Source organism: Aeromonas sp. 603079 (assembly GCF_049172135.1).
Classification (GTDB): domain Bacteria; phylum Pseudomonadota; class Gammaproteobacteria; order Enterobacterales; family Aeromonadaceae; genus Aeromonas; species Aeromonas veronii.
In genome coordinates, this window is record NZ_JAAKPX010000005.1 from 104,617 (window position 1) to 131,348 (window position 26,732).

Sequence of the window (26,732 nt, forward strand, 5' to 3'; positions counted from 1 at the left end):
CGGATCATCCCCGCAGGACCTCCCAGGCCCAGCGGATGCGGATAAAGGTCTCGGCATTGCCACCCCGATCTGGATGGTGCTGCAATGCCAGCTCCCGCCAGCGGCGGCGGATCGCCTCCTGACTCGCCCCCTCATTCAACCCGAACAGGGCCAGCGCCTCGGCTTTGTGCCCCTCACCGTCATAAGCGCGCCAGAAGCGGTTGAGCAGGGCTTCAACTTCGGCACGGTCGGTCTGCCAGAACACCTGCCAGTCGAGATAGTAGCTACGCAGATTTTCGCCAAGGGCAAAGCCGTGGTTGGCCTCCTGATTCCCGGCCAGCGGTTCGAGCCGGATATCCAGGGTGCTGATTACCAGCCACCATCCCTCTTGCCAGAGCTCGGCCTGCAACTGGTAGAGGGCGTTCATGATCAGGAAGTTGACCCGAAACAGCTGTAGTTGCTCATCGTCAGCCAGTACCGGAATTGCCCCCTGCTGGCGCAGGGAGGCCATTAGCTCGTGCACCTTGTAGCTGCCCGCCGCCTGTTGCAATAGCACCAGCAGAGGGGCGATCAGCGGATTGTGGTTGGCTTCGCTCATGCGGCACCCTGCTCTCTGGGTGGCTGCAGGGCGATCAGCAGCTCACCCGCCTGCGGGGTGACAGGGCCGGTAACGATCTGGGGCTTGCCCTTGCCATCCATGATGAACAGCGGGATGGCGCCGGGATTGGCGGTCTGATACTGGGCCCAGTCGAACGTCTCGCTCAGGCGGGTCGCCTTGATCTGGCCGCCCCGGCTCAGCAGGCTGCTCAGCTTGGCATAGTTGATGTCGGGGCCGAACAGGTTCTGGCGAGCGCGAAAGGTGGCGCTCTCCCGGTTGGCCTTGCCGTGCTGCTCGCTGGATCGCAGGGAGTAGACCTGCTCCTCGCCGTAGAGGTGGGCAAAGTGCAGCACCCCGAGGGCGTTGTTGTGGCGGTTGGGGGAGAGTGCCAGCACGGTACTGATGCTGGTAAGCGGCAGGTGCAGCTCGGCATGTTCCGACTGGGGGTTGCCGAAGTAGCAGGGGAGGTTGCTCATCCGCGCCTGTTTGCAGAACTCCCAGGCGGGATCGCAGAGCTGTACCGGCACCCCCTGATCCGCCAGCGCCTTGCCAATGGCCCGCGCCACCGAGTTGGCCCCTATGATGAGCCAGGTGTTGGGGGCGCTCTGGCGCATCTTGAGCAGGCTGGCCAGCGGTGCCGAGGTGAGGCTCTGCAACACCACGGTGGAGATGATCACCGCAAATACCAGCGGTACCAGCTTGTCGGCATCGGGGATCTCGGCCTGATGCAGGCTGATGGCAAACGAGGCACTGACTGCCGCCGCGACTATGCCACGCGGGGCGATCCAGCTCAGCAGGGCGCGAGCTCGCCAGGAGAGATCCGAGCCCCAGGTCGAGACCAGAATACAGAGCGGACGCGCCACGAATTGCACCACGCAGAGCAGCGCCAGCACCATGGGGCCGAGTTGCCAGAGCTGGGCCAGATCGAGGCGCGCTGCCAGCAGGATAAACAGGCTGGAGATAAGGATGACCGCGAGATCCTCCTTGAACGCCAGCACCTCCTCCAGATCCAGCCCCTCCTGATTGGCGAGCCAGATGCCGAACACGGTCACCGCCAGCAGACCGGACTCGTGGCTCAGCCAGTTGGAGAGGCTGAAGGTGAGCAGCACCAGCGCCAGCACGCCGAACTTGTGCAGGCTGACCGGTAGCCAGTCCTTGCGAATGAGCAGGGTGGTGAGCCAGCCTGCTGCCACCCCGATCAGGGAACCGACCAGCACTGTCTTGCCCAGCGCCAGCAGGGTATGGCTGATGAGATCTCCCTGACTGCCGAGGCGGACCGCCTCGAACACCAGCACCGCAAACAGGGCGCCGATAGGGTCGATGACGATCCCCTCCCAGCGCAGGATGCGGTCCACCTCCCGGGTGGGGCGGATCACGTTGAGCATGGGGGCGATCACCGTCGGGCCCGTTACCACCAGTACCGCGCCGAGCATGGTGGCGACCCGCCAGTCCAGCCCCAGCAGGAAGTAACCGGCGCTGCCGATGACGGCGAAGCTGACCAGCATGCCGGTGGAGCAGAGATTGCGCACCACCTTGCCGATCCCCTTGAGCTCGGCCAGATGGAGGGTCAGCGCCCCCTCGAACAGGATGATGGCCACCGACAGGGAGACCAGCGGAAACAGCAGATCCCCGAGCAGGGCATCGGGGTCGAGCAGTCCGCTGACCGGGCCCAGAGTCAGGCCGGTGAGCAGCAGAAACAAGATGGCGGGCACCCGCAGCGACCAGGCGAGCCATTGGGCCAGTACGGAGACCAGGGCGATCCCGGCCAGAGAGAGGGCAATCATGCAGACCTCGATTCAGGCAGTGAGTATGGAGCTAGTGTAGTGGCTAAGTTGGTCAGATTGACACCCGAAGGAGCGAGCATCATGGCCGGGATGGGGAGATGTGCGACAGTCGGCGTCATGGTGGCTGGCGGTGGTGTGCAGGGCGCCAGCCAGACGCCAACCGTGGTGATGGGGTGGCCTTGGGGCCGGATTAGATGGGGCTCTCCTTGTGGAGCTCGCCGACACAATCGGCCAGCGCCAGTACCAGTGCGGAGCGCACCATCTGATCGAGCCGGTTGAGCTGCATCTGGTAGAAGGCCCAATCCTCTTCGCTGGCGGGGGGCTCCAGCTTCATCATGCCGCCCTGATTGACCCCGTGCAGGCGGTCGAGCAGATCGCGGATCGGCTTGTCGCTGAAGCGGTAATCCTTGGGGTCGCGCACCAGAAAGTCGCGGATCTTGATATAGGCTTCGATATCCTGATAGCGCTCAAGGGAGATGAGGCCGAGGGCGAAGATGAGCTTGAGGCGCACCTCCAGCTGGCCGAGGGGGCCGCTCTGGTTGAGCAGGGGTTCGATGGCGTATTTGACGGCATACTCCTCCTGACGGAACGCGCGTCGCATCAGGGAGTCGACCGCCTCTTCCAGGATGGTCACGGCTTCGAGAAAGAAGCCGCGGGGGCCATCCTGCTCGTTCAGTCGTTCCAGTACTTCATCTTCCTGGTGTGTGGTCATAGGTGCATTGGGTCCAGCTGACAGGGAGAGAGTCAGCCTCTCTCCCGGTTTTTATCATATGGGGCACATTCCCTTGCCATTCAAGCGCTTGGCGCGCTATCAGTGGTGGCTGAATGCGCCGCAAGCAGGGTCATTACAGGGTTTCGTAACGGGCGACGATGGCGCGAACCACCTCGCTCTCTTCATCCAGTCCGGTAACGCGGGCCAGCGCTTTGGCCGGGCCAAGCTCCGCCAGCAGGGCTTGCAACTCCACTGCCTGCGGGTCATCGGCATTGCGATAGTGGAGCGCCGCGGCGATCCCTTCCTGCAACTGATCGCTCGGCAGGCCGTACTCCAGGGTGCCCAGCAGCGGCTTCACCAGTCGATCCCCCGCCGCCAGCTTGCGCAGTGGCTGACGACCGACCCGGTCAATCTCGTCCACCAGATAGGGGTTGGCGAAGCGGGCCAGGATCTTCTCGATGTAGGCGGCGTGCAGACGCGGGTCGAAGCCGTAGCGTTTCACCAGCACGGCACCGCTCTCCTCCATGGCGCGGCGCACCTTGCTGCGGATCACCGGATCTTCGATCGCCTCGCGCACTGTGCGATAGCCCCGCAGCTTGCCGAGATAGGCGGTGACGATGTGGCCGGTGTTGAGGGTGAACAGCTTGCGCTCGACGAAGGCCATCAGGTTGTCGGTGGGCTCCATGCCCGCCACCTGTGGCAGTTCCCCCTTGAACTGGGTCTGGTCGACGATCCACTCGCTGAAGCTCTCTACCGTCACTTCCAGCGGGTCATCGTTGGCAGCCGCGGCGGGCGGCACGATGCGATCCACCGCCGAGTCGACGAAGCCGATGCAGGATTCGAGCGTGGCATGATACGCGACCGGCAGGTACTTGAGTACCTCCCGCTTGAGGTGGCTGGTGCCGCGCACCATGTTTTCGCAGGCGATGACGTTGAGTGGTGTCAGGTTGCCGGCATCGAAGCGAGCTTGCAGCCCCTTGGCCAGGGTGCTGGCAATCTTGTCCAGAATGTTGGGGCCTACTGCCGTGGTGACCAGATCGGCAGTGATGATACGGGCGATCACCTCGTGACCGGCGGAACTGACCGCCGCCACGTTGCGCACCACGTCCAGCTTCTGATCCGCCCCTACTACATGGACCTTGTACTCCTGACGGTGGTTGAGCTGGTCGATCAGGGTGTCGTTGACGTCGGCGAAGGTGACCTGATGGCTGGCATCCGCCAGCACTTTGCCGATAAAGCCGCGACCGATGTTACCAGCACCAAAATGCAATGTTTTCATGATATTAACCTCTTGAACCAAAGACGATGAAAGATGATTACGCAGCCTGTTCGGCACCCAGCAGATCCAGGAAGGCCTGGGGATCCGTGGTGCTGGCCAGCCGGTCGATGAGACCGGGTTCATCCAGTGCATTGGTCAGGCGGGTTATCACCTGCATGTGTTCGTCGTTGCGGGCGGCGATGCCGATCACCAGCCGTGCTACCTCATCGGCAGCCTCGCCAAAGGCGACCCCGGCCGGGTACTGGCAGATGACGATGCCGGTACGTTTCACAAACTCCTTGGCGGCGATGGTGCCATGGGGCACGGCGATGGACTCGCCGAGGTAGGTGGAGACCAGTTGTTCGCGCTCCAGCATGGCGTTGACGTAGTCGGGGGCCACGTAGCCGCGCTCGGCCAGCAGTCGGCCAGCGGTCAGGATGGCGGCCTCCTTGTTGTCCGCTTTCAGTCCCAGATGCACGTCATGACGGCTCAGGGTAAAGACTTCGGCTGCCTGCGGCTCGTAGCTGTCGTCGTTGGCGGCCACCAGCAGTTGCGGGTTGGCGACGTCATCGTTGGCGGCGCGGCTCAGGCTCTGTACCAGCTCCTGATAGAGGCCGTTGTCAAGGAAGTTGGTGAGCGAGATATGGTGAGCGTTCGGCGCATGGCGACGGGCCCGCTCGGTCAAATCCTTGTGGGTGATGACCCAGTCCACCTGATCGTCGAGCTGATCGATGGCGCGGTTGGTGACGCTGATATCGAGGCCAGCGGCCTGTACCCGCTTGCGCAGCATGCCGGCTCCCATCGCGCTGGAACCCATGCCCGCATCGCAGGCGACCACGATATTGCGCACCGCCATCAGTTCGCCGCCCGGCTTCTTGGCCGCTGCGGTTTCGGACTTGCCGCCCTTCATGGCTTTCATCTTGCGAGTGGCTTCACCGAGGGCATCGGCCTCGTCAGCTTCCGGCTGCTGGGCGCGAACGAACACGGCGGCGACCAGGAAGGAGACCAGAGTGGCGCTGATGATGGAGAGCGCGACCCCGATCAGGGAGGCTTTCGGCGTCATCAACAGCACAGCGAAGATGGAGCCCGGCGATGCGGGGGAGACCAGACCGGCGTTGAACAGGGTCAGGGTAAAGACCCCGGTCATGCCGCCGGCGATCACAGCCAGAATGAGGCGCGGGTTCATCAGCACATACGGGAAGTAGATCTCGTGGATGCCGCCGAAGAAGTGAATGATGGAGGCCCCGGCAGCTGACTGCTTGGCGGCGCCGCGACCGAACACCATGTAGGCCAGCAGCACGCCCATGCCCGGGCCCGGGTTCGCTTCAATCAGGAAGAAGATGGAGCTGCCGTGCTCGGTCGCCTGCTGGATCCCCAGTGGTGAGAAGATACCGTGGTTGATGGCGTTGTTGAGGAACAGGATCTTGGCCGGTTCGACGAAGATGGAGGTGAGCGGCAGCATGTGGTTTTCCACCAGGAAGCCGACGCCACCGGCCAGCACGCCGGAGAGCACCTTGACGAAGGGGCCGATCACGAAGAAGGCGAGGATCGCCAGCAGCATGCCGATGAGGCCAGCGGAGAAGTTGTTGACCAGCATCTCGAAGCCGCTCTTGACGCGCCCTTCCATCACTTTGTCGAAGCGCTTGATGGCCCAGCCACCGAGCGGGCCGACCATCATGGCGCCCATGAACATGGGGATGTCTGTCCCCACGATGACGCCCATGGTGGTGATGGCACCGACCACGCCGCCGCGCTCACCGCCCATCAGTTTGCCGCCGGTGTAGCCAATCAGCAGCGGCAGCAGGTAGGTGATCATGGGGCCGACCAGCTTGGCCAAGGTTTCATTGGGCAGCCAGCCGGTGGGGATGAAGAGGGCGGTGATAAAGCCCCAGGCGATAAAGGCGCCTATGTTGGGCATGACCATATTGGACAGGAAGCGTCCAAAATTCTGTATCTTGACTTTGGTATCCGGTGATAACATGTCGGGACCCCGTTTTAAGCCTGTTTGATTAAAAGTGGTAGTCGGGATGGCCGGTTTTGCCGAACCTCCATCCCGGTCGTCTAAGCAACTTCAATCTACCAGCTTGATATCAAATTAGGCTGAAAACGGGGTGTCTTGTGATCCAGCTCTCAGATACCCAGCCATACCCCCTCCATAACCAGTGATCAGCATCACATACCCATGCTGTAATTCGGCTACATTTCGATCTTTTCTGTTTTGAATGACCATTTTTTGTGATTAAGATCACCAATTCAGCTTTGCCGTTCATTCGTGCAAATGTGATTTGTATCACAAATTCAATTTTTGTATTCGAATGGGACAAATCACTCAGTCACTCATCAGCGGGTAGTGACGATGGATCTATCGAAACACTCCATTGCTTACCAATGAATCAATAAATTTGTAACCCGCTTTCAGTTTTTACGGTCGGCGATGAGGTCTCTTTTGCTGCTGGCTGGTGGGAATGGGCGCCAACATGCAGGATGTTATCGAGCGGCAGATGTTCGGGGCGCTTGCTTGCCGCGCAGGCCAGACAGCAGATAAAAACAAACCGCCAGCAGGCGGTTTGTCGGTTTTTACGAGCTATCCCCTGTCGGGGCTGCGGTTTAGTAGAAACCGGCATCCTCGGGGGAGGGGCGGGTCTTGAAGCGGCGATGGAGCCACATGTACTGCTCCGGCGCCTTGCGCACGGCGGCTTCAATCTCGCGGTTGGCGCGGGCGGCATCAACCATGTCATCCCCGCTGGGGTAGTCGGCGAGCGGCGCCCCGATATGCAGGGTGTAACCCTCGCTGGTGCGGATGTTGTAGCAGGGCAGGGTGACGGTGTTCTTCACCCGCGCCAAGGTGGCGGTGCCGGTGATGGTGGCGGCCTGCTCTACCGCGAAGTAGGGCACGAACACGCTGGCGTGGCTGCCGTAGTCGTGATCCGGCGCGTACCAGAGGGCGTCGCCGTTGCGCAGCGCCTTGATCATCCCCTTCACGTCCATACGGTCCACCAGATATTTGTTGGAGGCGCAGCGACCGTGGTACTGGGCATACTCCAGCACCGGGTTGGTGTTGGGGCGATAGACCCCGACCCCTGGGCGCACCAGCCCGAAACAGCGGGCGTTGAGTTCCAGCGTCAGGAAGTGGCAGGAGAGCAGCAGCATGCCCTGACCTTTTTCCATGGCGGCGATGACGTGCTCTTCCCCTTCCACTTTCATCAGGTTGCGCATCCGCCAGTCTGGCCAGAACCAGGCGATCCCCACCTCGAACACGGCACAGCCCACGCTCTCGAAGTTTGCCTTGAGCAGTTTCTCCCGCTCATCCCGGGTCAGCTCGGGCATCGCCAGCTCCAGATTGCGACGGGCAATCTTCACCCGGGACTTCAATATCCTGGCGGCGAGGCGACCGAGCTGACGGCCCAGCCACATCTGGCTGCGCCACGGCAGCAGGGTCAGCAGCCAGAGCAGGCCGAGGCCGAACCAGCTGGCCCAGTAACGGGGATGAAACAGGCGGGGCTCGAGGCGGGGAGCGTTGTCGTGGGCCATGGCTAATCTCTTATTCGCAAACACAATCGGGGGATTCTAGCCGAAAAGGGGGGGCGGGGGCGAATGGCTATGTGCTGGTCAGAGGGGCTGATTGTGGTTCACTGGTGTTACGGGAATCCTAACTATCGGTTTCCTTTAAATGGAAACCGCAGGTTTGCTTTTTCTCCCTCAAATAAAAGAGTGTGATAAAATCGGCGACTGATTTTTCAGGTTTTGAGAGTCGATACAGATGAAGATCACCCTGCCCGAGTTTGAAAAAGCCCGCGTTCTGGTCGTTGGCGATGTCATGTTGGACCGTTACTGGCATGGCCCCACCGGCCGGATCTCCCCCGAGGCGCCGGTGCCCGTGGTCAAGGTTGAACACATTGAGGAGCGCCCGGGTGGCGCGGCCAACGTGGCCCTCAACTCCGCCGCACTTGGCGCTCACGCTGTGCTGCTTGGCCTGACCGGTCAGGACGAGGCAGCCGATGCCTTGGCTGGCCAGATGGCTGGCGTCAAGGTGGCCTGTGATTTCGTTCGTCTGGCCGACTTCCCGACTATCACCAAGCTGCGGGTGCTGTCCCGCAACCAGCAGCTGCTGCGTCTGGACTTTGAAGAGCCCTTCCACTCCGTCGATGCCACCCTGCTGATGAGCAAGGTCGAGCAGGCGCTGCCGAATAGCGACGTGATGATCCTCTCCGACTACGGCAAGGGTGCTCTCAACGACGTGCCCGGCATGATCCAGCGCGCCCGAGCCGCCGGTATTCCGGTGCTGGTCGACCCCAAGGGTACCGACTTCGAGAAGTACCGCGGCGCCACCCTGCTGACCCCCAACATGTCCGAATTCGAAGCCGTGGTGGGCAAGGTGAAGAGCGAAGAGGAGCTGGTCGCCAAGGGGCTGGATCTGGTCAAACGCTTCGAGCTGGATGCTCTGCTGGTCACCCGTTCCGAGAACGGCATGACCCTGATCCGCGAAGGTCAGCCGGAGCTGCATCTGCCGGCTCAGGCTCACGAGGTTTATGATGTGACCGGTGCCGGTGATACCGTCATCTCCACTCTGGCTACCTCGCTGGCGGCAGGCAAGAGCCTGGACGAAGCCTGTGCGCTGGCCAATACCGCAGCCGGTATCGTGGTCGGCAAGCTGGGTACCTCTACCGTCAGCCCGGTCGAGTTGGCCAATGCCCTCTACACCGAGCAGGAGACCGGCTTCGGCGTCATGTCCGAAGCCCAGCTGAAAGTGGCGGTTCGTGCCGCCCGTCTGCGCGGCGAGAAGGTAGTGATGACCAACGGTTGCTTCGACATCCTGCATGCCGGCCATGTCTCCTATCTGGCCAACGCCGGCAAGCTGGGGGATCGCCTGATCGTGGCGGTCAACACCGACGAGTCGGTTCGCCGTCTGAAAGGGCCGGGTCGTCCGGTCAACCCGACCGAGCGCCGTATGGCCGTACTGGCTGCGCTGGGCGCGGTGGACTGGGTTGTGCCCTTCTCCGAGGATACCCCGCAGCGCCTGATCGCCGAGATCCTGCCGGATCTGCTGGTCAAGGGCGGCGACTACAAGCCGGAAGATATCGCCGGTTACGCCGAAGTGACTGCCAACGGCGGTGAGGTCCGCGTCCTCAACTTCGAGGATGGCTGCTCCACCACCGACATCATCAAGACGATCCGCGAGCGCGGCTAACGTTCTGCTAGCCCCGCAATCTGGCGGGGCTCACTATCGGCGGTAGCAAACCGGCAGAAATACGGATAACAAAAAGGCGACCTTGCGGTCGCCTTTTTCATGTCCGATAACGGCTATCAGCCTTTGGCTTTTGCCGTGGCAGGCATCAGACCCTGGTTCACTTCCACCAGGTCCTGCGCTTCCAGAATACCGGCAGCCTGTTTCAGGCTCAGGATATTGAGGATGTAGTTGTAACGGGCTTCGGAGAGTTTCTGCTTGGCTTCATACAGCTTGCGAGTGGAGTCCAGCACGTCGACGATGGTACGGGTACCCACTTCGTAGCCGGCTTCGGTCGCCTTCAGGGCGCTGTCGGCGGAGACTACAGACTGGCTGTAGGCGCGCACCGAGCCGATGCTGGCGTTCACGTTGTTGTAGGAGGAGCGCACTGTGCTCTGCACCGAGCGGAAGTTCTTCTCCAGCAGTTCGCTGGCCGCCACGTAGTTGTATTGAGCCTGTTTCACCTTGGAGCTGGTGGCGCCACCGCTGTAGATGGGCAGCTTGAAGGTCAGACCGATATTGGCCTGATTGTCATTGCCGCCGCTCTGAATACTATCCAGCTTGTAATCGGTATTGCTGGTTTGCAGTCCGGCACCCAGATCCAGCGTCGGCTCATGGCCGGTTTTGGCCAGATCGATCTGCTCCTTGGCAATGTCCTTGCTGATGCGGGCACTGTGCAGTTGCAGGTTTTTGTCCAGCGCCAGCTCCAGCCACTTGTCGGAGCCGAAGGCGGTCTTTTGCGGGCTGAAACGATCGGTGTTCAGCACGTCCAGATTGCGGTGATCAACACCGGTCAGCTCGCGCAGGGTCTCGTAGCTGTTGTCCAGCGAGTTTTCTGCATTGATCTCGTCGGCCAGCGCCTGGTCACGGGAGGCTTCTGCTTCATGGACGTCGGTGATGGCGGTCAGGCCCACTTCGAAACGCTGCTGGGTTTGCTCCAGCTGACGCTCTACCGCAACCTTGTTGGCACGGACGAACTCCAGGGTATCCATCGCCTTGAGCACATCAAAGTAGGCTTTGGCGGTGCGCACCATCAGGTTCTGGATCTCGAGGTTGTAGGCGACATCTGACTGGGTGGCCTGCTTCTCGCTGATATCCAGATTGACCCAGTTACTGCGACGATAGAGGGATTGCGACAGCGTCACCTCGCCCTTGGCGTTGGTATTGCTCTGGGTATCGTTCTTGTTTTGCAGATAATTGAGCCCGGCACCCAGATCGATCTGGGGCAGCAGAGGGGCACGGGATTCGTTGATCTTCTCGAAGGCCTGGTCGCGAACGGCTTTGGACTGCAGCAACTGCGGGTCTTTGATCTGGGCTTGCTGGTAGATGTCGAGCAGGTTTTCGGCATGGGCACCGGCACTGACGCCCAGCAACACCATGACTGACAAAAGTGTTCTTTTCATAGATCGTTTTAACCTTATGTAGTAACCCAAACTGGTTGCTGGAGAGGCAAATATTGTCACCGACCAAGCTTGATTGCAGCTTAATCACTCTACTATAAGCAAAATTTAATGCTAAGAGTCTCAGGTCCGGTGACGGGAACGTCAAGAACCGGACGCAGTTTTCTCCCCGCGCGCCTAGCCAAATGGTCTGTGGCTGCTAAAATCCACCCCTCATTACCATGGCACGCCGAGTGAATGAACGTTCATTCATGTTCCTCGGATTTTATGGTCAAACTGATACAAGTCAAGCTGACGGGAGCCCCGGATGTCGCAGCAACCCTTGCCGCAAGATCGGCATTACGCCGCCGATGATGTGAAAATCATTGAAAAATCAGCTGGATATAACGGCTTCTTCAAGGTGAATGTCTATCGTCTGCAGCATCGGTTATTTGCTGGCGGCTGGAATCAGCCCATCGTGCGCGAGCTGTTCGAGCGGGGCCATGCTGCCGCGCTGCTGCCCTATGATCCGGTGCGCGACCAGATCGTGTTGGTGGAGCAGTTCCGTATCGGCGCCATGGAGACCAGCCCGACCCCCTGGTTGCTGGAGCTGGTGGCCGGCATCATCGACGAAGGGGAAACCGCCGAGGCGGTGGTGCGCCGCGAAGCGGTGGAAGAGGCCGGGATCGAGGTGGCCCGCTGCGAGCATGCCATCAGCTATCTGGTGAGCCCGGGCGGCAGCACCGAGCGGATCGAGGTCTTTGTGGGCGAGGTGGATGCCAGCAAGGCCGAGGGGCTGCACGGTCTGGCGGATGAAGGTGAGGATATCCGGGTGCACGTGGTGAGCCGCGAACAGGCCTATGCCTGGCTCAAAGAGGGGCGCATCGACAATGCGGCCTCGGTCATTGCCCTGCAGTGGTTAGCCCTCAACCATGGCGAGCTGCGCGCCCGCTGGCTGGCGGATCGCTGAGGTGGCGCTGACCCTGCAACAGAGCAGGCGCTATGTGCCTGATCTGATGTCCTTGCAGCGTACCTGCGAGGTCAACTACATGGCATTAATGAAACTGCTGCCGCCAGATGGGGAGGTGGGAGCCGAGCGCCGCTATCGGGTCGGCAACGATCTGCAGTTCCAGCTCACCATCATTGGCGAGAGTCGCTTCACCAATCAGGTGATCCTGAGCCAGCACAACCCCGAATTGCCCGAATATTTACAAGCTCAGATAGAGATTCGTTTGTATCATGATGTGAGGATGGCGGAAGTGTGTGCAGCGCAACAGATTTCCCGTTTGCAACCACGTTATGATTATCCCAATAAAAAGATGCACCAGCGGGACGAAAAGGAGCAGGTAAATCTGTTTCTGGCCGAATGGCTAAAATTTTGTCTCAGACATGGTACCAGCCCGATCAATATCTCCAGTTGAACAAATAAAAAGAAGCGTGATTTTGGAAACAGAGCTCCCCCAGGCGCAGGACGGCAGTGTGCGCCTGTTGCAAATTACCGACACCCACCTCTTCGCGAGTGCCGAAGGGCGGCTGTTGGCTGTGCGCACCGCAGAGAGTCTGGCCGCCGTGCTGGAACAGGTGCAGGCCAATGAACACCCCTACGAGGTGATTCTGGCGACCGGCGATCTGTCGCAGGATCACAGTCCGGAATCCTATCAGCGTTTCGCCTCGATGATGGCGCCCCTGGGCCGCCCCATCTACTGGCTGCCCGGCAATCACGATGACAGCCCGCTGATGACCGAATATCTCCATGCCGCCGGGATCAGTGAATCCAAACAGTTGGTGGGCGACCACTGGCAGGTGATCCTGCTCGATACCCAGGTGCGCGGCAAACCTCACGGCATGATCGGTGATCACCAGCTGGCCGCCCTCGACCGCGCCCTGCGCCAATATCCTGATCGCCACGCTCTTATCACCCTGCACCATCAGGCTGTGCCGGTGGGTTGCGCCTGGCTGGATCAGCACAATCTCAAGAATGCTGATGATCTGTTTGCCGTACTGGCCCGTCATCCACAGCAGAAGACCATCCTGTTCGGTCACGTTCATCAGGAGTTTGACGAGGTGCACCGCGGGGTGCGGCTGATTGCCAGCCCCTCCACCTGCATTCAGTTCAAACCGCTCTCTGATGGCTTCGCGCTGGACGAGTCCGGCCCGGGCTGGCGCTATCTCACCCTCTATCCGGATGGGCGGGTGGCCAGCGAGGTGTGGCGCCTGCCGGTGGGGCAGTTTGTGCCCGACCCCAACGCCACCGGTTATTGAGGAGAGCATCCCATGAAGTCGGTTCTCCTTTATCTGCACGGTTTCAACTCCTCACCGGGCTCCGCCAAGGCGCAGCAGATGGCTGCCTGGGTGGCCGCCAACCGGCCCGACATCGAAGTGATCATTCCGGCCCAGCCCAATACGCCAGCGGCGGCCTGGGCGGCCATCGAGCAGACCATTGCCGATCTGCAGCGTCGTTATGGTAGTGAATACAAGCTCGGCGCCGTGGGCAGCTCCCTCGGCGGCTTTATGGCGACCCGAGTGAGCGAGCAGTACGGCTGCCGCGCGGCGCTGATCAATCCGGCGGTGCGCCCCCACGAGCTGCTCTGTGACTACCTCGGCCCCCAGACCAATCCCTATACCGGGGAGCAGTACGAACTGCGGCCTGAACATATGGATGAGCTGCGGGCACTGGCGGTACCGGTGACGGCGCCGGAGCGGCTCTGGATCCTGCAACAGCAGGGGGATGAGGTGCTCGACTATCGCAAGGCGCTGGATGAATACCGCTTTGCCCGCCTCTCGCTGGAGTGCGGTGGCAACCATGCCTTTGTTGCGTTCGAGCGCTACCCCGCCCAGATCATCCGTTTCCTCGGGTTATAGTCAGGTTTGAGTCAATAAGGGCGGTCTCGCCCTGCTTGTTCTTCTCCAGATCAAGCTTTCGGTGCGGGGAGTTTGTTCTACCCCCGCCTAGCAGTTAAGATTCCCTCCAAACGTCAATTCGCAAGGCCCTCCATGTCTACTCAATACAATGCGGATGCCATTGAGGTCCTCAATGGCCTTGAGCCGGTGCGTCGCCGCCCCGGCATGTATACCGACACCACCCGGCCCAACCACCTCGGCCAGGAGGTCATCGACAACAGCGTCGATGAAGCGCTGGCAGGTCACGCCCGCAATCTGGAGGTGATCCTGCATGAAGACCAGTCCCTCGAAGTGATCGACGACGGCCGCGGCATGCCGGTCGATATCCACCCGGAAGAGGGGGTCAGCGGGGTGGAGCTGATCCTCTGCAAGCTGCACGCGGGCGGCAAATTCTCCAACAAGAACTACCAGTTCTCCGGCGGTTTGCACGGGGTGGGTATTTCGGTCGTAAACGCCCTCTCCGATCGGGTCGAGGTGACGGTGCGTCGCGACGGTCAGGTCTACGACATCGCCTTCGAGCGTGGCGAGAAGGTGCAGGAGCTGACCATCACAGGCACCTGCGGTCGTCGCAACACCGGCACTCGGGTGCGCTTCTGGCCGCAGGCGAGCTACTTCGATTCGCCCAAATTCTCGGTCACCAAGCTGGAGCACCTGCTCAAAGCCAAGGCCGTGCTCTGCCCCGGCCTCACCATCAAGTTCCTCGACAAGAACACCGGCATCAAGCTGGAGTGGTGCTACGAAGATGGCCTCAAGGATTATCTGGTCGATGCGGTCAAGCAGTTCACCTGCCTGCCGGAGCAGCCCTTTATCGGCTCGTTCAGCTCCGAACAGTCGGCGGTGGACTGGGCGCTCTGCTGGTTGCCGGAAGGGGGCGAATGCCTTGCCGAATCCTATGTGAACCTCATTCCCACCGCGCAGGGCGGTACTCACGTCAACGGCCTGCGTCAGGGCCTGCTCGACGCCATGCGCGAGTTCTGCGAGTTCCGCAACCTGCTGCCGCGCGGGGTCAAGCTGACCCCGGAAGATATCTGGGATCGCTGCGCCTACATCCTCTCCATCAAGATGCAGGATCCGCAGTTTGCCGGTCAGACCAAGGAGCGCCTCTCCTCCCGTCAGAGCTCGGCGTTCGTCTCCGGCGTGGTGAAGGATGCCTTCAGCCTCTATCTGAACAGCAACACCGAGCTGGCGGAGCAGATCGCCGAGATCTGTATCAGCAGCGCCCAGCGCCGGATGCGCGCCGCCAAGACGGTGGTGCGCAAGAAGATTACCCAGGGCCCGGCGCTGCCCGGCAAGCTGACCGACTGTAACTGCGCCGACCCCATGCAGGGCGAACTGTTCCTGGTGGAGGGTGACTCCGCAGGCGGCAGTGCCAAGCAGGCGCGGGATCGCGAGTTTCAAGCCATCATGCCGCTGCGCGGCAAGATCCTGAACACCTGGGAGGTAGAAGCCGGTCAGGTGCTCGCCTCACAGGAAGTACACGACATCTCGGTCGCCATCGGGCTCGACCCCGACTCCGAGGATCTCAGTGGCCTGCGCTACGGCAAGGTGTGCATCCTCGCGGATGCTGACTCGGACGGTCTGCACATCGCCACCCTGCTCTGCGCCCTGTTTGTGAAGCACTTCCGCACGCTGGTGGAGAAGGGGCACGTTTACGTCGCCATGCCGCCCCTCTATCGGATCGATATCGGTAAAGAGGTCTACTACGCCCTCGACGAGGACGAGAAGAACGGTGTGCTGCAGCGGGTCGAAGCCGAGAAGAAGAAGGGCAAGGTGATGGTGACCCGATTCAAGGGTCTGGGTGAAATGAACCCGAAACAGCTGCGGGAAACCACCATGGATCCCAACACTCGCCGTCTGGTGCAGCTCACCATGGAGCCGGCAGGAGAGAGTGAAGGGGATGCGGCTGACGAGACTCTGCAGCTGATGGACATGCTGCTGGCCAAGAAGCGGGCGGGTGATCGCCGTGAATGGCTCGAAGAGAAGGGTAACCTCGCCATCATCTAAGCCGTCGGTCACCTGCCGACCCGCATTTCAGGCGTGCCCTCCTGGGGCGCGCCATAGCAAGAGAAAAACATATGAGTGATGCTATCGAGCTCAGTCTGGACGGGGTAGAGCGCCAGCCAATGCGCACCTTTACCGAACAGGCTTACTTGAACTACTCCATGTACGTCATCATGGATCGGGCCTTGCCGCATATCGGCGACGGCCTCAAACCGGTGCAGCGGCGCATCATCTACGCCATGAGCGAGCTGGGTCTGTCGGCCCTCTCCAAGCACAAGAAGTCCGCCCGTACCGTGGGTGACGTGCTGGGTAAGTACCACCCCCACGGCGACAGCGCCTGTTATGAAGCCATGGTGCTGATGGCCCAGCCCTTCTCCTACCGCTACCCGCTGGTGGACGGTCAGGGCAACTGGGGTGCGCCGGACGATCCCAAATCCTTCGCGGCCATGCGTTATACCGAGGCGCGGCTGTCCCGCTTCTCCGAGCTGCTGCTCTCAGAGCTCGGCCAAGGCACGGTGGAGTGGACGCCGAACTTCGACGGCACCATGAAGGAGCCGGTGGTGCTGCCCGCCCGTCTGCCGCACATCCTGCTCAACGGGGTGACCGGTATTGCGGTGGGGATGGCGACCGACATCCCGCCCCACAACGCGCGGGAAGTGGCTTATGCCTGTGCCGAGCTGCTCGACAACCCCAATGCGGGGCTGGATGCATTGATGCAGCACATTCAGGGGCCGGACTACCCGACCAACGCCGAGATCATCACCCCGCGCGACGATATCCGCAAAATCTACGAGACCGGCAAGGGCTCCATCAAGCAGCGAGCGGTCTGGAGCGAGGAGGATGGCGACATCGTCATTACAGCGCTGCCCCATCAGGCCTCCGGCGCCAAGATCATGGAGCAGATCGCCGCCCAGATGGTGGCGAAAAAGCTGCCGATGGTCACCGACCTGCGGGATGAATCTGACCACGAGAACCCGACCCGTCTGGTGATCGTGCCGCGCTCCAACCGGGTGGACGTGGAGGGGCTGATGGCCCACCTGTTCGCCACCACGGATCTGGAGAAGAACTACCGGGTCAACCTCAACATCCTCGGCCTCGACAACCGGCCGCAGGTGAAGTGCCTCAAGACCATCCTCAGCGAGTGGATCCAGTTCCGCCGCGAGACCGTGCGTCGCCGTCTGCAATTCCGCCTCGACAAGGTGCTGGCTCGCCTGCACATCCTCGAAGGCTTGCTGATCGCCTACCTCAACATCGACGAGGTGATCGAGATCATCCGCACCGAGGATGAGCCGGGCAAGGTGATGGTGGAGCGCTTCAACATTACCGAGACCCAGGCCGAAGCGATCCTCGAGCTGAAACTGCGCCATCTGGCCAAGCTCGAAGAGTTCAAGCTGCGCGCCGAACAGAACGAACTGGCCGAAGAGCGCGACAAGCTGGAGCTTATTCTGGGCTCCGAGCGTCGCCTCAACACCCTGCTCAAGAAAGAGCTGCTGGCCGATGCCGAGAAGTACGGCGACGATCGCCGCACCCCGCTGGTGGAGCGTGCCACCGCCGTGGCGCTGACCGAGAAAGAGCTGGTGCCTAGCGAACCGGTCACCGTCATCCTCTCCGACAAGGGGTGGGTGCGTGCCGCCAAGGGCCACGATGTGGATGTCGAGGGGCTCTCCTACAAGGCGGGGGACAGCTATCTGACCCACGCCTGTGGCCGCAGCAACCAGCAGGCGGTGTTCCTCTCCACGTTGGGCCGAACTTACGCCCTCGAATCTCACACCTTGCCATCCGCCCGCAGTCAGGGCGAGCCGCTCACCGGCCGCTTTGCGCTGGGGGCAGGGGAAGAGGTGCGCCATCTGGTGATGGGCAACGAGGGCGAGCCCTACCTCATCTGCTCCGATGCCGGTTACGGCTTTGTCTGCACCTATGACGACCTGATCGGCAAGAACAAGAACGGCAAGGCGCTGCTCACCGTGCCGGAAGGGGGTCAGGTGATGGCACCCCAGAAGATCGGCTTGCCGGAGACCGATCTCTGCATGGCCATCTCCAACGAAGGGCGCATGCTGCTGTTCCCGCTCAACACCCTGCCGGTGCTCGGCAAGGGCAAGGGCAACAAGCTGATCAGCATTCCGTCTGCTCGCGTCAAGGCGCGGGAAGAGTTTGTGGTGATGGCCGCCGTCATTCCACAGGGCCAGTCGGTCACCCTGTTTGCCGGCAAGCGCAAGCTGACTCTCAAGCCGTCCGATCTCGACTACTACCGTGGCGAGCGCGGCCGCCGCGGCGCCAAGCTGCCCCGCGGTTTGCAGCGTGTCGATCGCATTGAGATTGAACCCGCCGCCGGTGCCGAGCCGGTAACCGGGGAAAATCAGGAAGGGTAATTAATATAGAAGGGTGCGAAAGCGCCCTTCATTTATAAATATATGTATTTATTTATATTTTGGAAGACATTCAATATCTAATACACAGATACTATTATTTTTTTCCTCATCAGTTATTTCTGTTGTCGATAATAAAGAGTGCTTCCTCGAGTAATCGTACATTCTACCTAATTTAGCATGTAATAGACATATGTCGTTAGCATGGCTTGAAAATGTACATTCTGTAATTAGGTTGTTTTTATCTTTCATGCTCTCAATTCTTGCGCGTGTTATTTGCATGTCAGATAGTATTGATGCCATGAATTTTGCTTCAGTTTCATGCTCATGAATCATGCAGTTTTTAAATACTTCAAAAACCCATTCTTTTGGTGGAATGGGGGGTTCATGGTTTTCTTTGGTTGTTGATGTATCTATCTGGTGTTTTTCACTAAGAAAAATAAATTCATTTTTTAGGTATGTAGCTAATTCGGTACAGTAGGTGTGTAGCTCTGACAAGGCTAATGGCAGGAGAGATTTTGCGGCGATTAGTTCTCTGTATCTCTTCGCATTTTCAGAATATTGAGCTGCGTATATTGCAAGTACGGCAGCCAAAAGAGCAATCATACCTGAGTTGAATGTCTGCCAGCGATCCCAGACTTTCTGTATTTCAAGCCAAGAAAAATCAGTCATTATCAATGGGGCAGTAATCATTGCATTCACCCACAAGAAAATAAAAGCAAGTGATAGCGATTTAATTAATTTTATTTTCGTTATATGTGTCACGCTAGGAATCCTGAAGTTTGAATTTTATTATTCTATTCAAGGTGGAGTAACTAGTCTAGCTAGATGAAGCAACCGAAGAGCCGTAGATCGCGAAAACAGGTTACCGTAATTCTACCGGTGCTCCAGCTGATCTCTTCTCTATATCCATCGCCACCGAGATTGCAGTGCGGACGATTACGCTTCGCTAATCGACCCTACTTCTTTCTGTTTGCTTTAACGTTTTGCTGCTTGTCGATTGTTTGCTCCCCTCATCCCCGACCCTTCTCCCCTTATCTATGGCAAAGAGTGGGAGAAGGGAGCAGAGATCGCAGCCATTTTGGTATGGCGTGACAACTAGGGCCAAAGGTTGGCATGCACTTGTCCCCTGCGAGATCGTGCTTCTCAGCGCACCATCTGGTCTTTTGACCCGTCTGCGTGGATCTGATGGATGGCTTCATGGCAATAATGGGGGCATGATTCGGTCTGCACGGCGCTTTCGCTAACTAACAAGGAAGGGGTTCGATGGTCAATATTGGGATGCATTTCGAGATTCCGGTGACGGATATGCAGCGGGCAATCGCCTTTTATTCTGCTGTTTTTGATATCGAGTTCGAGCGTGCTGATATCGATGGCAATGAGATGGCGCTATTTCCGCTTATTGACGGTGCCGAAGGCTGCTCTGGTGCGTTGGCCAGAGGGGAGAGTTATGTCCCGAGTCTGGATGGCACGCGTATTTATCTGACGGTGAACGATATTGAGCGGGTGATGGCAGATGCGCTATCGGCGGGCGCCAGGTTGCTTTACCCCGTGACCCGGGTGGGGGAAGTCATCAAGGTGGCCGAATTTCAGGATCCTGAAGGTAACCGGATTGCCTTGCTGGATAAGGCGATTTGCGCTGATTAGCGAAGTCTAAACGATCCATCCCACCAAAAGCAGAGGCCCCGCAATCCATGATTGCGGGGCCTCTAATCTTCTCTGCGGTTCACGCCGCCAAGTGATTCAAACCTATCAGACGGGGATAGCTGTCGCCGCCGGTGGCGGGGTGATCTTGGAGGCGATCAGCTGGCGCAGGCGGGGCACCAGCAACAGCAACACCACGCCGCCCGCCAGCGAGCCCCAGCCGAGCATATTGAATACCGAGCTGTAACCCGGGTTGGTGGCGACCGGGGTGCTGCCGATATTCTGCGGCATGGCGCCGGAGACATAGCCCGCCAGCACCGAGGCAACGCCGGTCACCATCATCCAGCAGCCCATCATCAAGCCTTGCAGGCTGGCGGGAGCCAGCTTGCCAATCATGGCGTAACCGATGGGGGAGATCAGCAGCTCGCCAAAACTCTGCAGCACATAGCTGATGGCGATCCACTTGAAGGCGACCAGCCCGTCGGCCCCCGCCAGATGAATGCCGATCGGCAGCACCAGCATCCCCAATCCCATGCAGAACAGGGAGGCGGCAAACTGGGAGGGGATGTCGATATTCCACCCCTGTTCGCGCAGTCGCTTGAACAGCAGCGCCATCAGCGGGCCACCGATGACGATGACAATGGTGTTGATGTTCTGGATCCACTGGGGAGCAACCCGCAGCCCGAACACGTTGAGGTTGATGTTGTGCTCGGAGAAGAGCATCAGCCCCATGGGCGCCAGCTGGTAGAGCGACCAGAAGATGAGGGAGCCGAGGGCGAGGATCAGGTAGGCCACCATGCGGCTGCGCTCGGCGGCGTCCGGATGGCGGGCGGTCATCACGCAGAGCAGCACCAGCACCACGGCCCCCAGGATCAGCACGAAGCTGCCGCTGAAGCTGGCGTGGGTCAGCAGCAGACGCAGCGCTGGCACCAGCATGGCCAGAATGGCGATACCCGCCAGCATGCGGCGGTAGAAGCCGCTCCCTTTGACATGGCGCAGCGGGGTGCTGATATCCGCCAGAATGGGCCAGCAGGCGAAGGTAGCGATGATGGCAATGATGTTGCCCAGCGTCGCAAACAGGAACAGGGTGCGGTAATCCTCGGTGAGCTGGAAGTAGCCCGCCACCGTGAAGCCGATAAAGAAGCCCAGATTCATCCCGGCGTAGTTCCACAGGAAGGCGCTCTCGCGGCGGTGATCATCCGGGGCGAAGCGCTGGGTCAGCATCATGTTGAGGCAGGTGACGTTGAGGCCGCTGCCGGTGAGGAACATGGCGAGCCCCCAGTAGAGGCCGGTGATCCCCATCTCGGCGATGAAGTAGCAGCCGATCACCTGCAGCACCATCCCCATCACGAACAGGTTGCGGTTGCTGAGGTAGCGCCCGCCGAGATAGCCGCCAAACAGGTGCAGGCCATAGTTGAAGGCCCCGAAGACCCCCATCATGGCGTTGGCCTGGGATTCGCTAAAGCCGAGCCGCTTGGTGGCGTAGAGCACCAGCGTGGAGTAGAGCACGGCAAACCCCAGAGTCGAGAAGGTCTGGATAAAGAACAGCGCCCCGGAGCCGGGGGGAATGGTGGGGTGTTGATTCGAAGCGCTCACGGTCTGTCTCCTGTGAGAGAAGAAAGTCATTACTCGTCCTGAGAGCGTACCGGTCTGCTGCCGGTTAGCCTTGTGCGCTTCCATGCTGGTCTGAAGGCCGGTCTGTCATTTAGCGGCCAAGCGGTGCAAATAGCCATACCTGAAATTTAATCCGGCGCGATTAATTGCTTTTTATTGATCTATTCCGTCTTTTTATGCGTAATTGAGTCGTGGTTTTAGCTCGGCTTACCACGCGGTTGCGGCACGGTTGATGTGATCCAGTCGGCTATTTGGTGCCGATTATGGCGCTGTAGCGGGATCTGCGTCCCGCTTTGTTGCCCCGAAACGCAGCCGGCGCCAAGTTGTTGTATTGCAGGTTGTTTATTCATCCTTGGGCATTGAGTGAATAAATATCGGGAAGAGAAGGGGCAGCCCCAGGGTGACTTGCGTGTGTTCTCTCTTTGCTGTCGAGAGGGTGAGGGGAGGATAGAACAACGCCCGGCAGGCCGGGCGTTGTGGTGCGACTGATGGGCGGCGAAAGCGGCCTTAGAAGTCGTGGTAGAGCGGCCAGCCGAGCAGCGGGTGCTTGAGCCCGGCGCGCATCTCGATGTTGTCGAGCTTCTCCGGCGAGGCGTTCTCTTTTTGCAGCAGCTGGTACTGGCGCACAAAGCCGAGAGTGTGCAGCAGGTTGGGCACAAAGCCCGGGCTCAACTCCTGGCGCAGGGCGGTGGCCATATCGGCGGGTAGCGCGCTCAGCATCAGGGCGAGCTGGGCGGCGAGGTAGTCGGTGTCGTACCAGCCCTCGTCGAGCTCAATCTCCCGCGCCAGTTTGCGCTTGAGATCCTGCTTCACCTTGAGCGGGGCGGCGCCACTGCCCTTGCCGCAGAGGATGCGGTAGAGCAGCGCTTCGGCCAGCTTGTCCTCCATGGTGGGGTGGTCGCTCTCGCAGGCGAAAAAGTGCTGGTCGATGAGCTCCATCAGGCGGCTCTTGTTGTGCTCGGTCAGCGCCTTCTCGTACTCCTGCCACCCTTGCCACTCCTCCACATCGGGCGGGCTCGAGATCTTGTCCAGCAGGCGGGCATCCACGTCACCGTAGAGGCTGTTGCCAGCCTGCTTGGGGCTGACGGTAATGAGCATTGACCAGCCCTTCTGGAACGGCTTGATAGGGCCTTCCGGCGCCTGCAGCAGCGCCAGCGCTTTGGCAGGATCCCGCGCCGAGAGCTCCTGCAGGCCGAGGCTCACCACGCCGATGACGTCGTGGGCCGCCTGCTCCAGCAGGTGCATCTTGTACTTGTTGTAGTACTTGTCGGCGAATTTGAGGCTCATCAGCACCGCCTTGCCCTTGATGGCGGCGAGCTGTTGCTCGGTCAAACGTTCATTGTCGCGGCCAAAGCGCAGCACCTGGGTCAGAAAGGGGCCCTGGTTGGCATCGCGAATGACTAACTGCATGAATGGGCTCCTTAATCCAGAAAGCTGAACATGTCGTCGACGTCGCCGTACTCGTCTTCCTCGACCTTGTTCTTCTCTTTGGCCTGCATCACCAGCTCGGCGGCAAACTTGTTGATGATGCCGTCCCAAGTGGAGTGCTCGTTGCGCAGCAGCGCCTTGATGGCTTTCTCCACCTCGGGGGCCAGCTCGCGAATGAGCATCAAGAGGCTGCGCGGGTCATCCAGCGCGTAGTCGTGAACATCCTCGCTCTGCTGGCGCTCGCTGTAGCGCAGGGACTCTTCAAGATCTTCCTCTTCGGCGTGCAGCACGTCGCGATAGCCTTCGTCCTCTTCATAGCGATCGCCGCGATAGAACTCGATAAAGGGGATGGCGAGGTAGAAGAGACCGGCCGGATCTTCGGCCACGCACTCGAGGATCTCGCGCTGCTTGGCTTCGCTATCCTGGGTGCGGATCAGGTAGTTGAGGAAGTCGAAGGTGTGCTGTTGCAGCTCGTCGGCGTTGTTCTTGATCGCCTCTTCCCAGTAGAGCGGCTGCTGGCAGACGATGTCGCGGATCCGCTCCGGGGTCATCAGCTCGGAGATGATGGAGGGGAAGGAGATATCGTGCTGGCCGTTAATCTGGGTCAGGGTAACGATATCAATGTTTTCAATCACTTCTGCCAGCTGGTCGTCAGACATGGTCTTGGCGATCAGCTCGAACTTCTCGCTGGCCTGCTTCGGCTCGATAACGGCCAGCTCTTTGATCTCGATGGCGGTAATTTCTATCAGACTGTTGCTCATGCCTTGCCCCAATTAGAAACGGACTTCGTCGTACATATCCTGATCGCCGTCGTCATCACCATAGCGGTCACTGCCTCCATGGTAGTCGGCGTCGGCATCTTCCCCGTCTTCATCTTCTTCGTCGCGCAGCTCATAGTCGTCATCACCGCGGTGGCTGCCGCGCGGCAGCGGGTTGTCGAGCAGGAACAGCACGGCGCAGGCTTCCATCAGCTGATCTTCGCTCTGGGCCCGCACCGCCTTGACCAGCGGCAGGGCGGCGTTGTTGAAGCCGACGCTCATCTTGAACTCGTCCCAGCTTGGCTGCTCGCCGCTGGTGAGCCACTTGTTCCACTGCGACTTGGCCTTGGCCGGGAACTGCACCCGGCCATAGAGGGCCAGCGGCAGATACTCGGGCATAAACTCCAGCATGCTCATATCGGCCAGCAGCAGGCTCTTCATCTGGTCGGTGAACTGTTCCAGCCCCTTGGGGTCGTCCTGATCCCGGTAGGATTCGATGTTTTCGCTGGCATCGCTTTGCAGCGACTTGAGCCGCGCCTGGTCCCATCTCTTTTGCATAGTTGCTCTTTCTGCCTGCTGTTTCAGGGGTAGAACTGATCCCACATCTCCTGCATGGCGGAGGCGGGGTCGGTCACGATGACGTTGTTGAAATCCTTGATAAAGGCGGCCCGCTGTTTCGGATCGGACAGCACTTCATAGGCCTGCTTTACCTGGTGCAGCTTGATGGCTGCCTGCTCTTTCTCTTCTTCACTGGCCCCGTGCAGCTTGTCGGGGTGGTACTGGTTCGACAGCCGACGATAGGCTTTCTTGATGTCGTTTTCGCTGGCGTTGGACTTGACGCCCAGCACCCGAAAGTAGTTGTTCATGGCAGATCCTGCATCACTGGCATCATAGGATTCACGCTGCGAGTGCCTGATGGTGGGGATTGGCAAACCAGGCACGGCAAAAACCCGTCATTTTAACGGAAACCTCCCGCCATCGCCATGAATAGGACGCAAGGTCACTGGCAGAAAAGCGTGACGGGGCACCTTGGGATCTGTCTCCCTGTCGGGAATAGCCCAGGGACTACACTACAGGAGGCGCCGGGGATTATCTTGGCGATCGTCAGTTGGCCTCGCGTACCGAGACCCTTACTAAGGAATGGACAGCCATGCTCAAATTTTATCTTCTGCCTATGGTGCTGCTTGGCGGTTTCGCCATCGCTGCCGATGAGAGAATCGATGAGCCCTTGATGTTCATCAAGGGGGACATTACCAAGGCACAGTTTATGGAAAGAGCCGAGCAGCGTTTCACCCGGCAGGACAGTGACAAGGATGGCACCCTCTCGATTGCCGAGAGAGAGGCAGCCATGGCCAAGATGCACGAGGCAATGCAGCAGTCAGGCAAGGCCATGCCTGGCAAGATGGGGAACATGGGCAACATGAGGCCGATGCAGGACACGACCAGGGAACAGTTCATGGCGCATCATGAGGCTCTCTTTACCCAAATGGACAAGAACGGAGATGGTGTGCTTGACGAAGCCGAGCGTACCAGTGCCAGAGGGCGGCTCGGGCAGGGGATGATGGCGCCCGCCCAATAGAGCTGGTTTGTCACCTTTCTTTCCTGAAATAAAGAGCCCGGTAGTGATACCGGGCTCTTTGCATGGAGACGGGGTGACCTGAGGGCTCACCATTGCCGCAGTGCGAGCGCTTCCTGCCCCTGCGGGCGACCCCGACCTTAGCTCTGCCTGGCCAGCTCTGCCTTCACCAGCTGCTCCAGCTCCTCATAGGGGATGGCGCCCGACACCAGCTGGTTGCCGATCAGGGTCGCCGGTGTGCCCTGTACACCCAGCAGGGTGCCAATGCGCAGGCTGTTGCGCAGCTCCTCGGTGGCTTTACCCTCCGGTTTGAGTGCCACATTGCCGGTGGCCGCCAGCGCCTTGTTGATGTCCGCCTCGGTCAGCATCCCCTGCTTGCTCATCAGCTTGTCGTGCAGGGCGAAGAAGCGGGCGGGATCCTGTTGCCACAGGGTCAGGCTGTACTGGGCTGCCTTGGCGGAGCTCTGCCCCTTGAACGGCAGCAATTTGATCACCAGCCCCAGATCATTCGGATAGGCCTTGAGCAGCCTGGTCAGCTGGGGATCGAACTGCTTGCAGTAGGGGCAGTTGTAGTCGGTAAACAGCACCAGCGTCAGCTTGGGGTTTTTGGCACCCAGGCGCGGGCTGGTAGCGCTGTTGAACAGCACATCCTTGTTGCCCTTGATGAAGTTGCCAAGCTGGGCCTCCTGGGCTGCGGCATTCTGCTTCTCCCAGGACTCGGCCGCCTCGTCGAGGATCTTGGGGTTGGCGATCAGAGTCTCGCGGATCAGCTCCTTGATGCGTGCTTCCTGTTCAGGGGTGAAGGGGGCCGCGTGTAGGGTCGGAGCCAGCAGGGGTGCGCAGAGAGAGGCCAGCAGGGGCAGGGCGCTCAGAGTCGGTTTCATGGATACTCCTTAAAATCGGGTAGTGCCAGCCTGAAGTGGCCAGCCTTGTGCAAGCTAGTCGGCAGTCGTCGTGGTTGCGCCGGGGCAGCAAGGTATTCCCCTGCAACAACGCCATGCCGTAAATCTGTTTTCAGTACGCCGCAGTCGTGCCCCGTTGGTGCAAGAAGGCGGCGATGGTCTCGCAAACATGAGTCATGACCAATGGCAAAGAGCCGGAATCATTCCCGCCAGATGCAGAGGGTGAGATGCAGACGCCGTTCGGGTGGCGAGATGACTCTGGGTGGGGGTAGTGGCGGTGTGTAGCGCCAAAGGGGGGCCAGCAGGGCGATCAGCACCGCCACGGCAAAGAAGAGCTGTTCGATGCAGAGCAGGGGGGCGGCGCTCAGCCACTTGCCGTTGAGCTGGCAACTGCCTGGCTGCGGGCTGGCCGGTTTGGCATCCCCCAGATCCGTTGTCGAGTTCTGAACGGGTAGCGCCTGACAGCTGAGCGCCTGATCGAGCAGGGCAAGCCGGGCCAGCGGCTGGGCCGCACAATTGAGCAGCAGCAGGCAGACCAGCAGCAGGAGATGTTTCGCTATCCGTTTTTGCAAAATCATGTTCGCCCCGTCCATCAAGATGGGGCCATC

24 protein-coding genes are annotated in these 26,732 nt (G+C 60.0%); 9 read left to right on the forward strand and 15 right to left on the reverse strand.

The window, feature by feature from the left end; translation table 11 throughout:
• Positions 1-4: 4 nt before the first annotated feature.
• From G5287_RS04890 to lpxL, 6 genes are all read right to left on the reverse strand, one after another.
• Positions 5-577 carry a DNA-J related domain-containing protein gene (locus G5287_RS04890; RefSeq protein WP_421230960.1) on the reverse strand — a complete coding sequence of 191 codons (573 nt, stop codon included), beginning with the start codon at positions 575-577 and terminating at the stop codon, positions 5-7.
• Positions 574-2,361, reverse strand: a complete 1,788-nt coding sequence (locus G5287_RS04895) for a cation:proton antiporter (RefSeq protein WP_421230961.1) — start codon at positions 2,359-2,361, stop codon at positions 574-576. Before G5287_RS04895 ends, G5287_RS04890 begins: the two co-directional genes overlap by 4 nt.
• A 190-nt stretch (positions 2,362-2,551) precedes the next feature.
• Positions 2,552-3,073 (reverse strand): MltR family transcriptional regulator, encoded by a 522-nt coding sequence (locus G5287_RS04900; protein WP_005335907.1) that lies wholly within the window; start codon positions 3,071-3,073, stop codon positions 2,552-2,554.
• 133 nt (positions 3,074-3,206) lie between these two features.
• Positions 3,207-4,352 carry a mannitol-1-phosphate 5-dehydrogenase gene (locus tag G5287_RS04905; RefSeq protein ID WP_047436917.1) on the reverse strand — a complete coding sequence of 382 codons (1,146 nt, stop codon included), beginning with the start codon at positions 4,350-4,352 and terminating at the stop codon, positions 3,207-3,209.
• A 37-nt stretch (positions 4,353-4,389) separates the two neighbouring features.
• On the reverse strand, positions 4,390-6,312 hold the full coding sequence (locus G5287_RS04910; protein WP_421230962.1) for a PTS mannitol transporter subunit IICBA: 1,923 nt from the start codon (positions 6,310-6,312) through the stop codon (positions 4,390-4,392).
• Between the two features lie 626 nt (positions 6,313-6,938).
• Positions 6,939-7,862 (reverse strand): LpxL/LpxP family Kdo(2)-lipid IV(A) lauroyl/palmitoleoyl acyltransferase, encoded by a 924-nt coding sequence (gene lpxL / locus G5287_RS04915; protein ID WP_021231687.1) that lies wholly within the window; start codon positions 7,860-7,862, stop codon positions 6,939-6,941.
• 229 nt (positions 7,863-8,091) lie between these two features.
• Between lpxL and hldE the strand changes: the two genes are divergently transcribed.
• Positions 8,092-9,519 carry a bifunctional D-glycero-beta-D-manno-heptose-7-phosphate kinase/D-glycero-beta-D-manno-heptose 1-phosphate adenylyltransferase HldE gene (gene hldE / locus G5287_RS04920; RefSeq protein ID WP_043849643.1) on the forward strand — a complete coding sequence of 476 codons (1,428 nt, stop codon included), beginning with the start codon at positions 8,092-8,094 and terminating at the stop codon, positions 9,517-9,519.
• Positions 9,520-9,635: 116 nt separating this feature from the next.
• On the opposite strand, the gene tolC is transcribed toward hldE, so the two are convergent.
• The gene (gene tolC, locus G5287_RS04925; RefSeq protein ID WP_227341446.1) at positions 9,636-10,958 is read right to left on the reverse strand and encodes an outer membrane channel protein TolC; all 1,323 of its coding nucleotides are present in this window, start codon (positions 10,956-10,958) and stop codon (positions 9,636-9,638) included.
• Positions 10,959-11,262: 304 nt separating this feature from the next.
• Here tolC and nudF point away from each other — a divergent pair, with 304 nt between their 5' ends.
• From nudF to parC, 6 genes are all read left to right on the forward strand, one after another.
• Positions 11,263-11,904: an ADP-ribose diphosphatase gene (gene nudF, locus G5287_RS04930; protein ID WP_005335901.1), complete on the forward strand. Its 642-nt coding sequence runs from the start codon at positions 11,263-11,265 to the stop codon at positions 11,902-11,904.
• Positions 11,867-12,355 carry a DUF1249 domain-containing protein gene (locus G5287_RS04935; protein ID WP_196783449.1) on the forward strand — a complete coding sequence of 163 codons (489 nt, stop codon included), beginning with the start codon at positions 11,867-11,869 and terminating at the stop codon, positions 12,353-12,355. Before nudF ends, G5287_RS04935 begins: the two co-directional genes overlap by 38 nt.
• A 22-nt stretch (positions 12,356-12,377) precedes the next feature.
• Positions 12,378-13,196: a 3',5'-cyclic-AMP phosphodiesterase gene (gene cpdA, locus G5287_RS04940; protein WP_041202814.1), complete on the forward strand. Its 819-nt coding sequence runs from the start codon at positions 12,378-12,380 to the stop codon at positions 13,194-13,196.
• 12 nt (positions 13,197-13,208) lie between these two features.
• Positions 13,209-13,796 carry a YqiA/YcfP family alpha/beta fold hydrolase gene (locus G5287_RS04945; protein ID WP_139741668.1) on the forward strand — a complete coding sequence of 196 codons (588 nt, stop codon included), beginning with the start codon at positions 13,209-13,211 and terminating at the stop codon, positions 13,794-13,796.
• A gap of 132 nt (positions 13,797-13,928) precedes the next feature.
• Positions 13,929-15,839 (forward strand): DNA topoisomerase IV subunit B, encoded by a 1,911-nt coding sequence (parE, locus tag G5287_RS04950; RefSeq protein ID WP_005363090.1) that lies wholly within the window; start codon positions 13,929-13,931, stop codon positions 15,837-15,839.
• Positions 15,840-15,910: 71 nt separating this feature from the next.
• Positions 15,911-18,205: a DNA topoisomerase IV subunit A gene (parC, locus tag G5287_RS04955; protein ID WP_421230963.1), complete on the forward strand. Its 2,295-nt coding sequence runs from the start codon at positions 15,911-15,913 to the stop codon at positions 18,203-18,205.
• A gap of 48 nt (positions 18,206-18,253) precedes the next feature.
• On the opposite strand, the gene G5287_RS04960 is transcribed toward parC, so the two are convergent.
• Positions 18,254-18,967 carry a hypothetical protein gene (locus G5287_RS04960; RefSeq protein WP_421230964.1) on the reverse strand — a complete coding sequence of 238 codons (714 nt, stop codon included), beginning with the start codon at positions 18,965-18,967 and terminating at the stop codon, positions 18,254-18,256.
• A gap of 501 nt (positions 18,968-19,468) precedes the next feature.
• Between G5287_RS04960 and G5287_RS04965 the strand changes: the two genes are divergently transcribed.
• Positions 19,469-19,849 (forward strand): VOC family protein, encoded by a 381-nt coding sequence (locus G5287_RS04965; protein ID WP_179903110.1) that lies wholly within the window; start codon positions 19,469-19,471, stop codon positions 19,847-19,849.
• A gap of 105 nt (positions 19,850-19,954) precedes the next feature.
• Here G5287_RS04965 and G5287_RS04970 read toward each other — a convergent pair whose 3' ends face one another.
• The 5 genes from G5287_RS04970 to G5287_RS04990 all read right to left on the reverse strand — a co-directional run bounded on the left by G5287_RS04970 (position 19,955) and on the right by G5287_RS04990 (position 24,512).
• On the reverse strand, positions 19,955-21,442 hold the full coding sequence (locus tag G5287_RS04970; RefSeq protein WP_227341441.1) for a peptide MFS transporter: 1,488 nt from the start codon (positions 21,440-21,442) through the stop codon (positions 19,955-19,957).
• A gap of 525 nt (positions 21,443-21,967) precedes the next feature.
• Complete coding sequence (gene atcC, locus G5287_RS04975; RefSeq protein WP_421230965.1) at positions 21,968-22,870, reverse strand: cold adaptation protein AtcC; 903 nt, start codon at positions 22,868-22,870, stop codon at positions 21,968-21,970.
• Between the two features lie 11 nt (positions 22,871-22,881).
• Positions 22,882-23,649 carry a cold adaptation protein AtcB gene (atcB, locus tag G5287_RS04980; RefSeq protein ID WP_005335887.1) on the reverse strand — a complete coding sequence of 256 codons (768 nt, stop codon included), beginning with the start codon at positions 23,647-23,649 and terminating at the stop codon, positions 22,882-22,884.
• Positions 23,650-23,661: 12 nt separating this feature from the next.
• Entirely contained in the window at positions 23,662-24,204 is a 543-nt protein-coding gene (gene atcA, locus G5287_RS04985; protein WP_216947417.1) for a cold adaptation protein AtcA, read from the reverse strand.
• A gap of 23 nt (positions 24,205-24,227) precedes the next feature.
• The gene (locus G5287_RS04990; protein WP_005343121.1) at positions 24,228-24,512 is read right to left on the reverse strand and encodes a DnaJ domain-containing protein; all 285 of its coding nucleotides are present in this window, start codon (positions 24,510-24,512) and stop codon (positions 24,228-24,230) included.
• A gap of 284 nt (positions 24,513-24,796) precedes the next feature.
• On the opposite strand from G5287_RS04990, the gene G5287_RS04995 reads away from it, so the two are divergent.
• Positions 24,797-25,225: an EF-hand domain-containing protein gene (locus G5287_RS04995; RefSeq protein ID WP_421209333.1), complete on the forward strand. Its 429-nt coding sequence runs from the start codon at positions 24,797-24,799 to the stop codon at positions 25,223-25,225.
• 137 nt (positions 25,226-25,362) lie between these two features.
• Here the strand turns inward: G5287_RS04995 and G5287_RS05000 are convergent, their stop codons facing one another.
• Together G5287_RS05000 and G5287_RS05005 are read right to left on the reverse strand one after the other, a co-directional pair.
• A complete protein-coding gene (locus G5287_RS05000) occupies positions 25,363-26,106 on the reverse strand; it encodes a DsbA family protein (RefSeq protein ID WP_421172396.1) in 744 nt (247 codons plus the stop codon).
• A 218-nt stretch (positions 26,107-26,324) separates the two neighbouring features.
• A complete protein-coding gene (locus G5287_RS05005; RefSeq protein WP_421230966.1) occupies positions 26,325-26,702 on the reverse strand; it encodes a hypothetical protein in 378 nt (125 codons plus the stop codon).
• Positions 26,703-26,732: the final 30 nt, after the last annotated feature.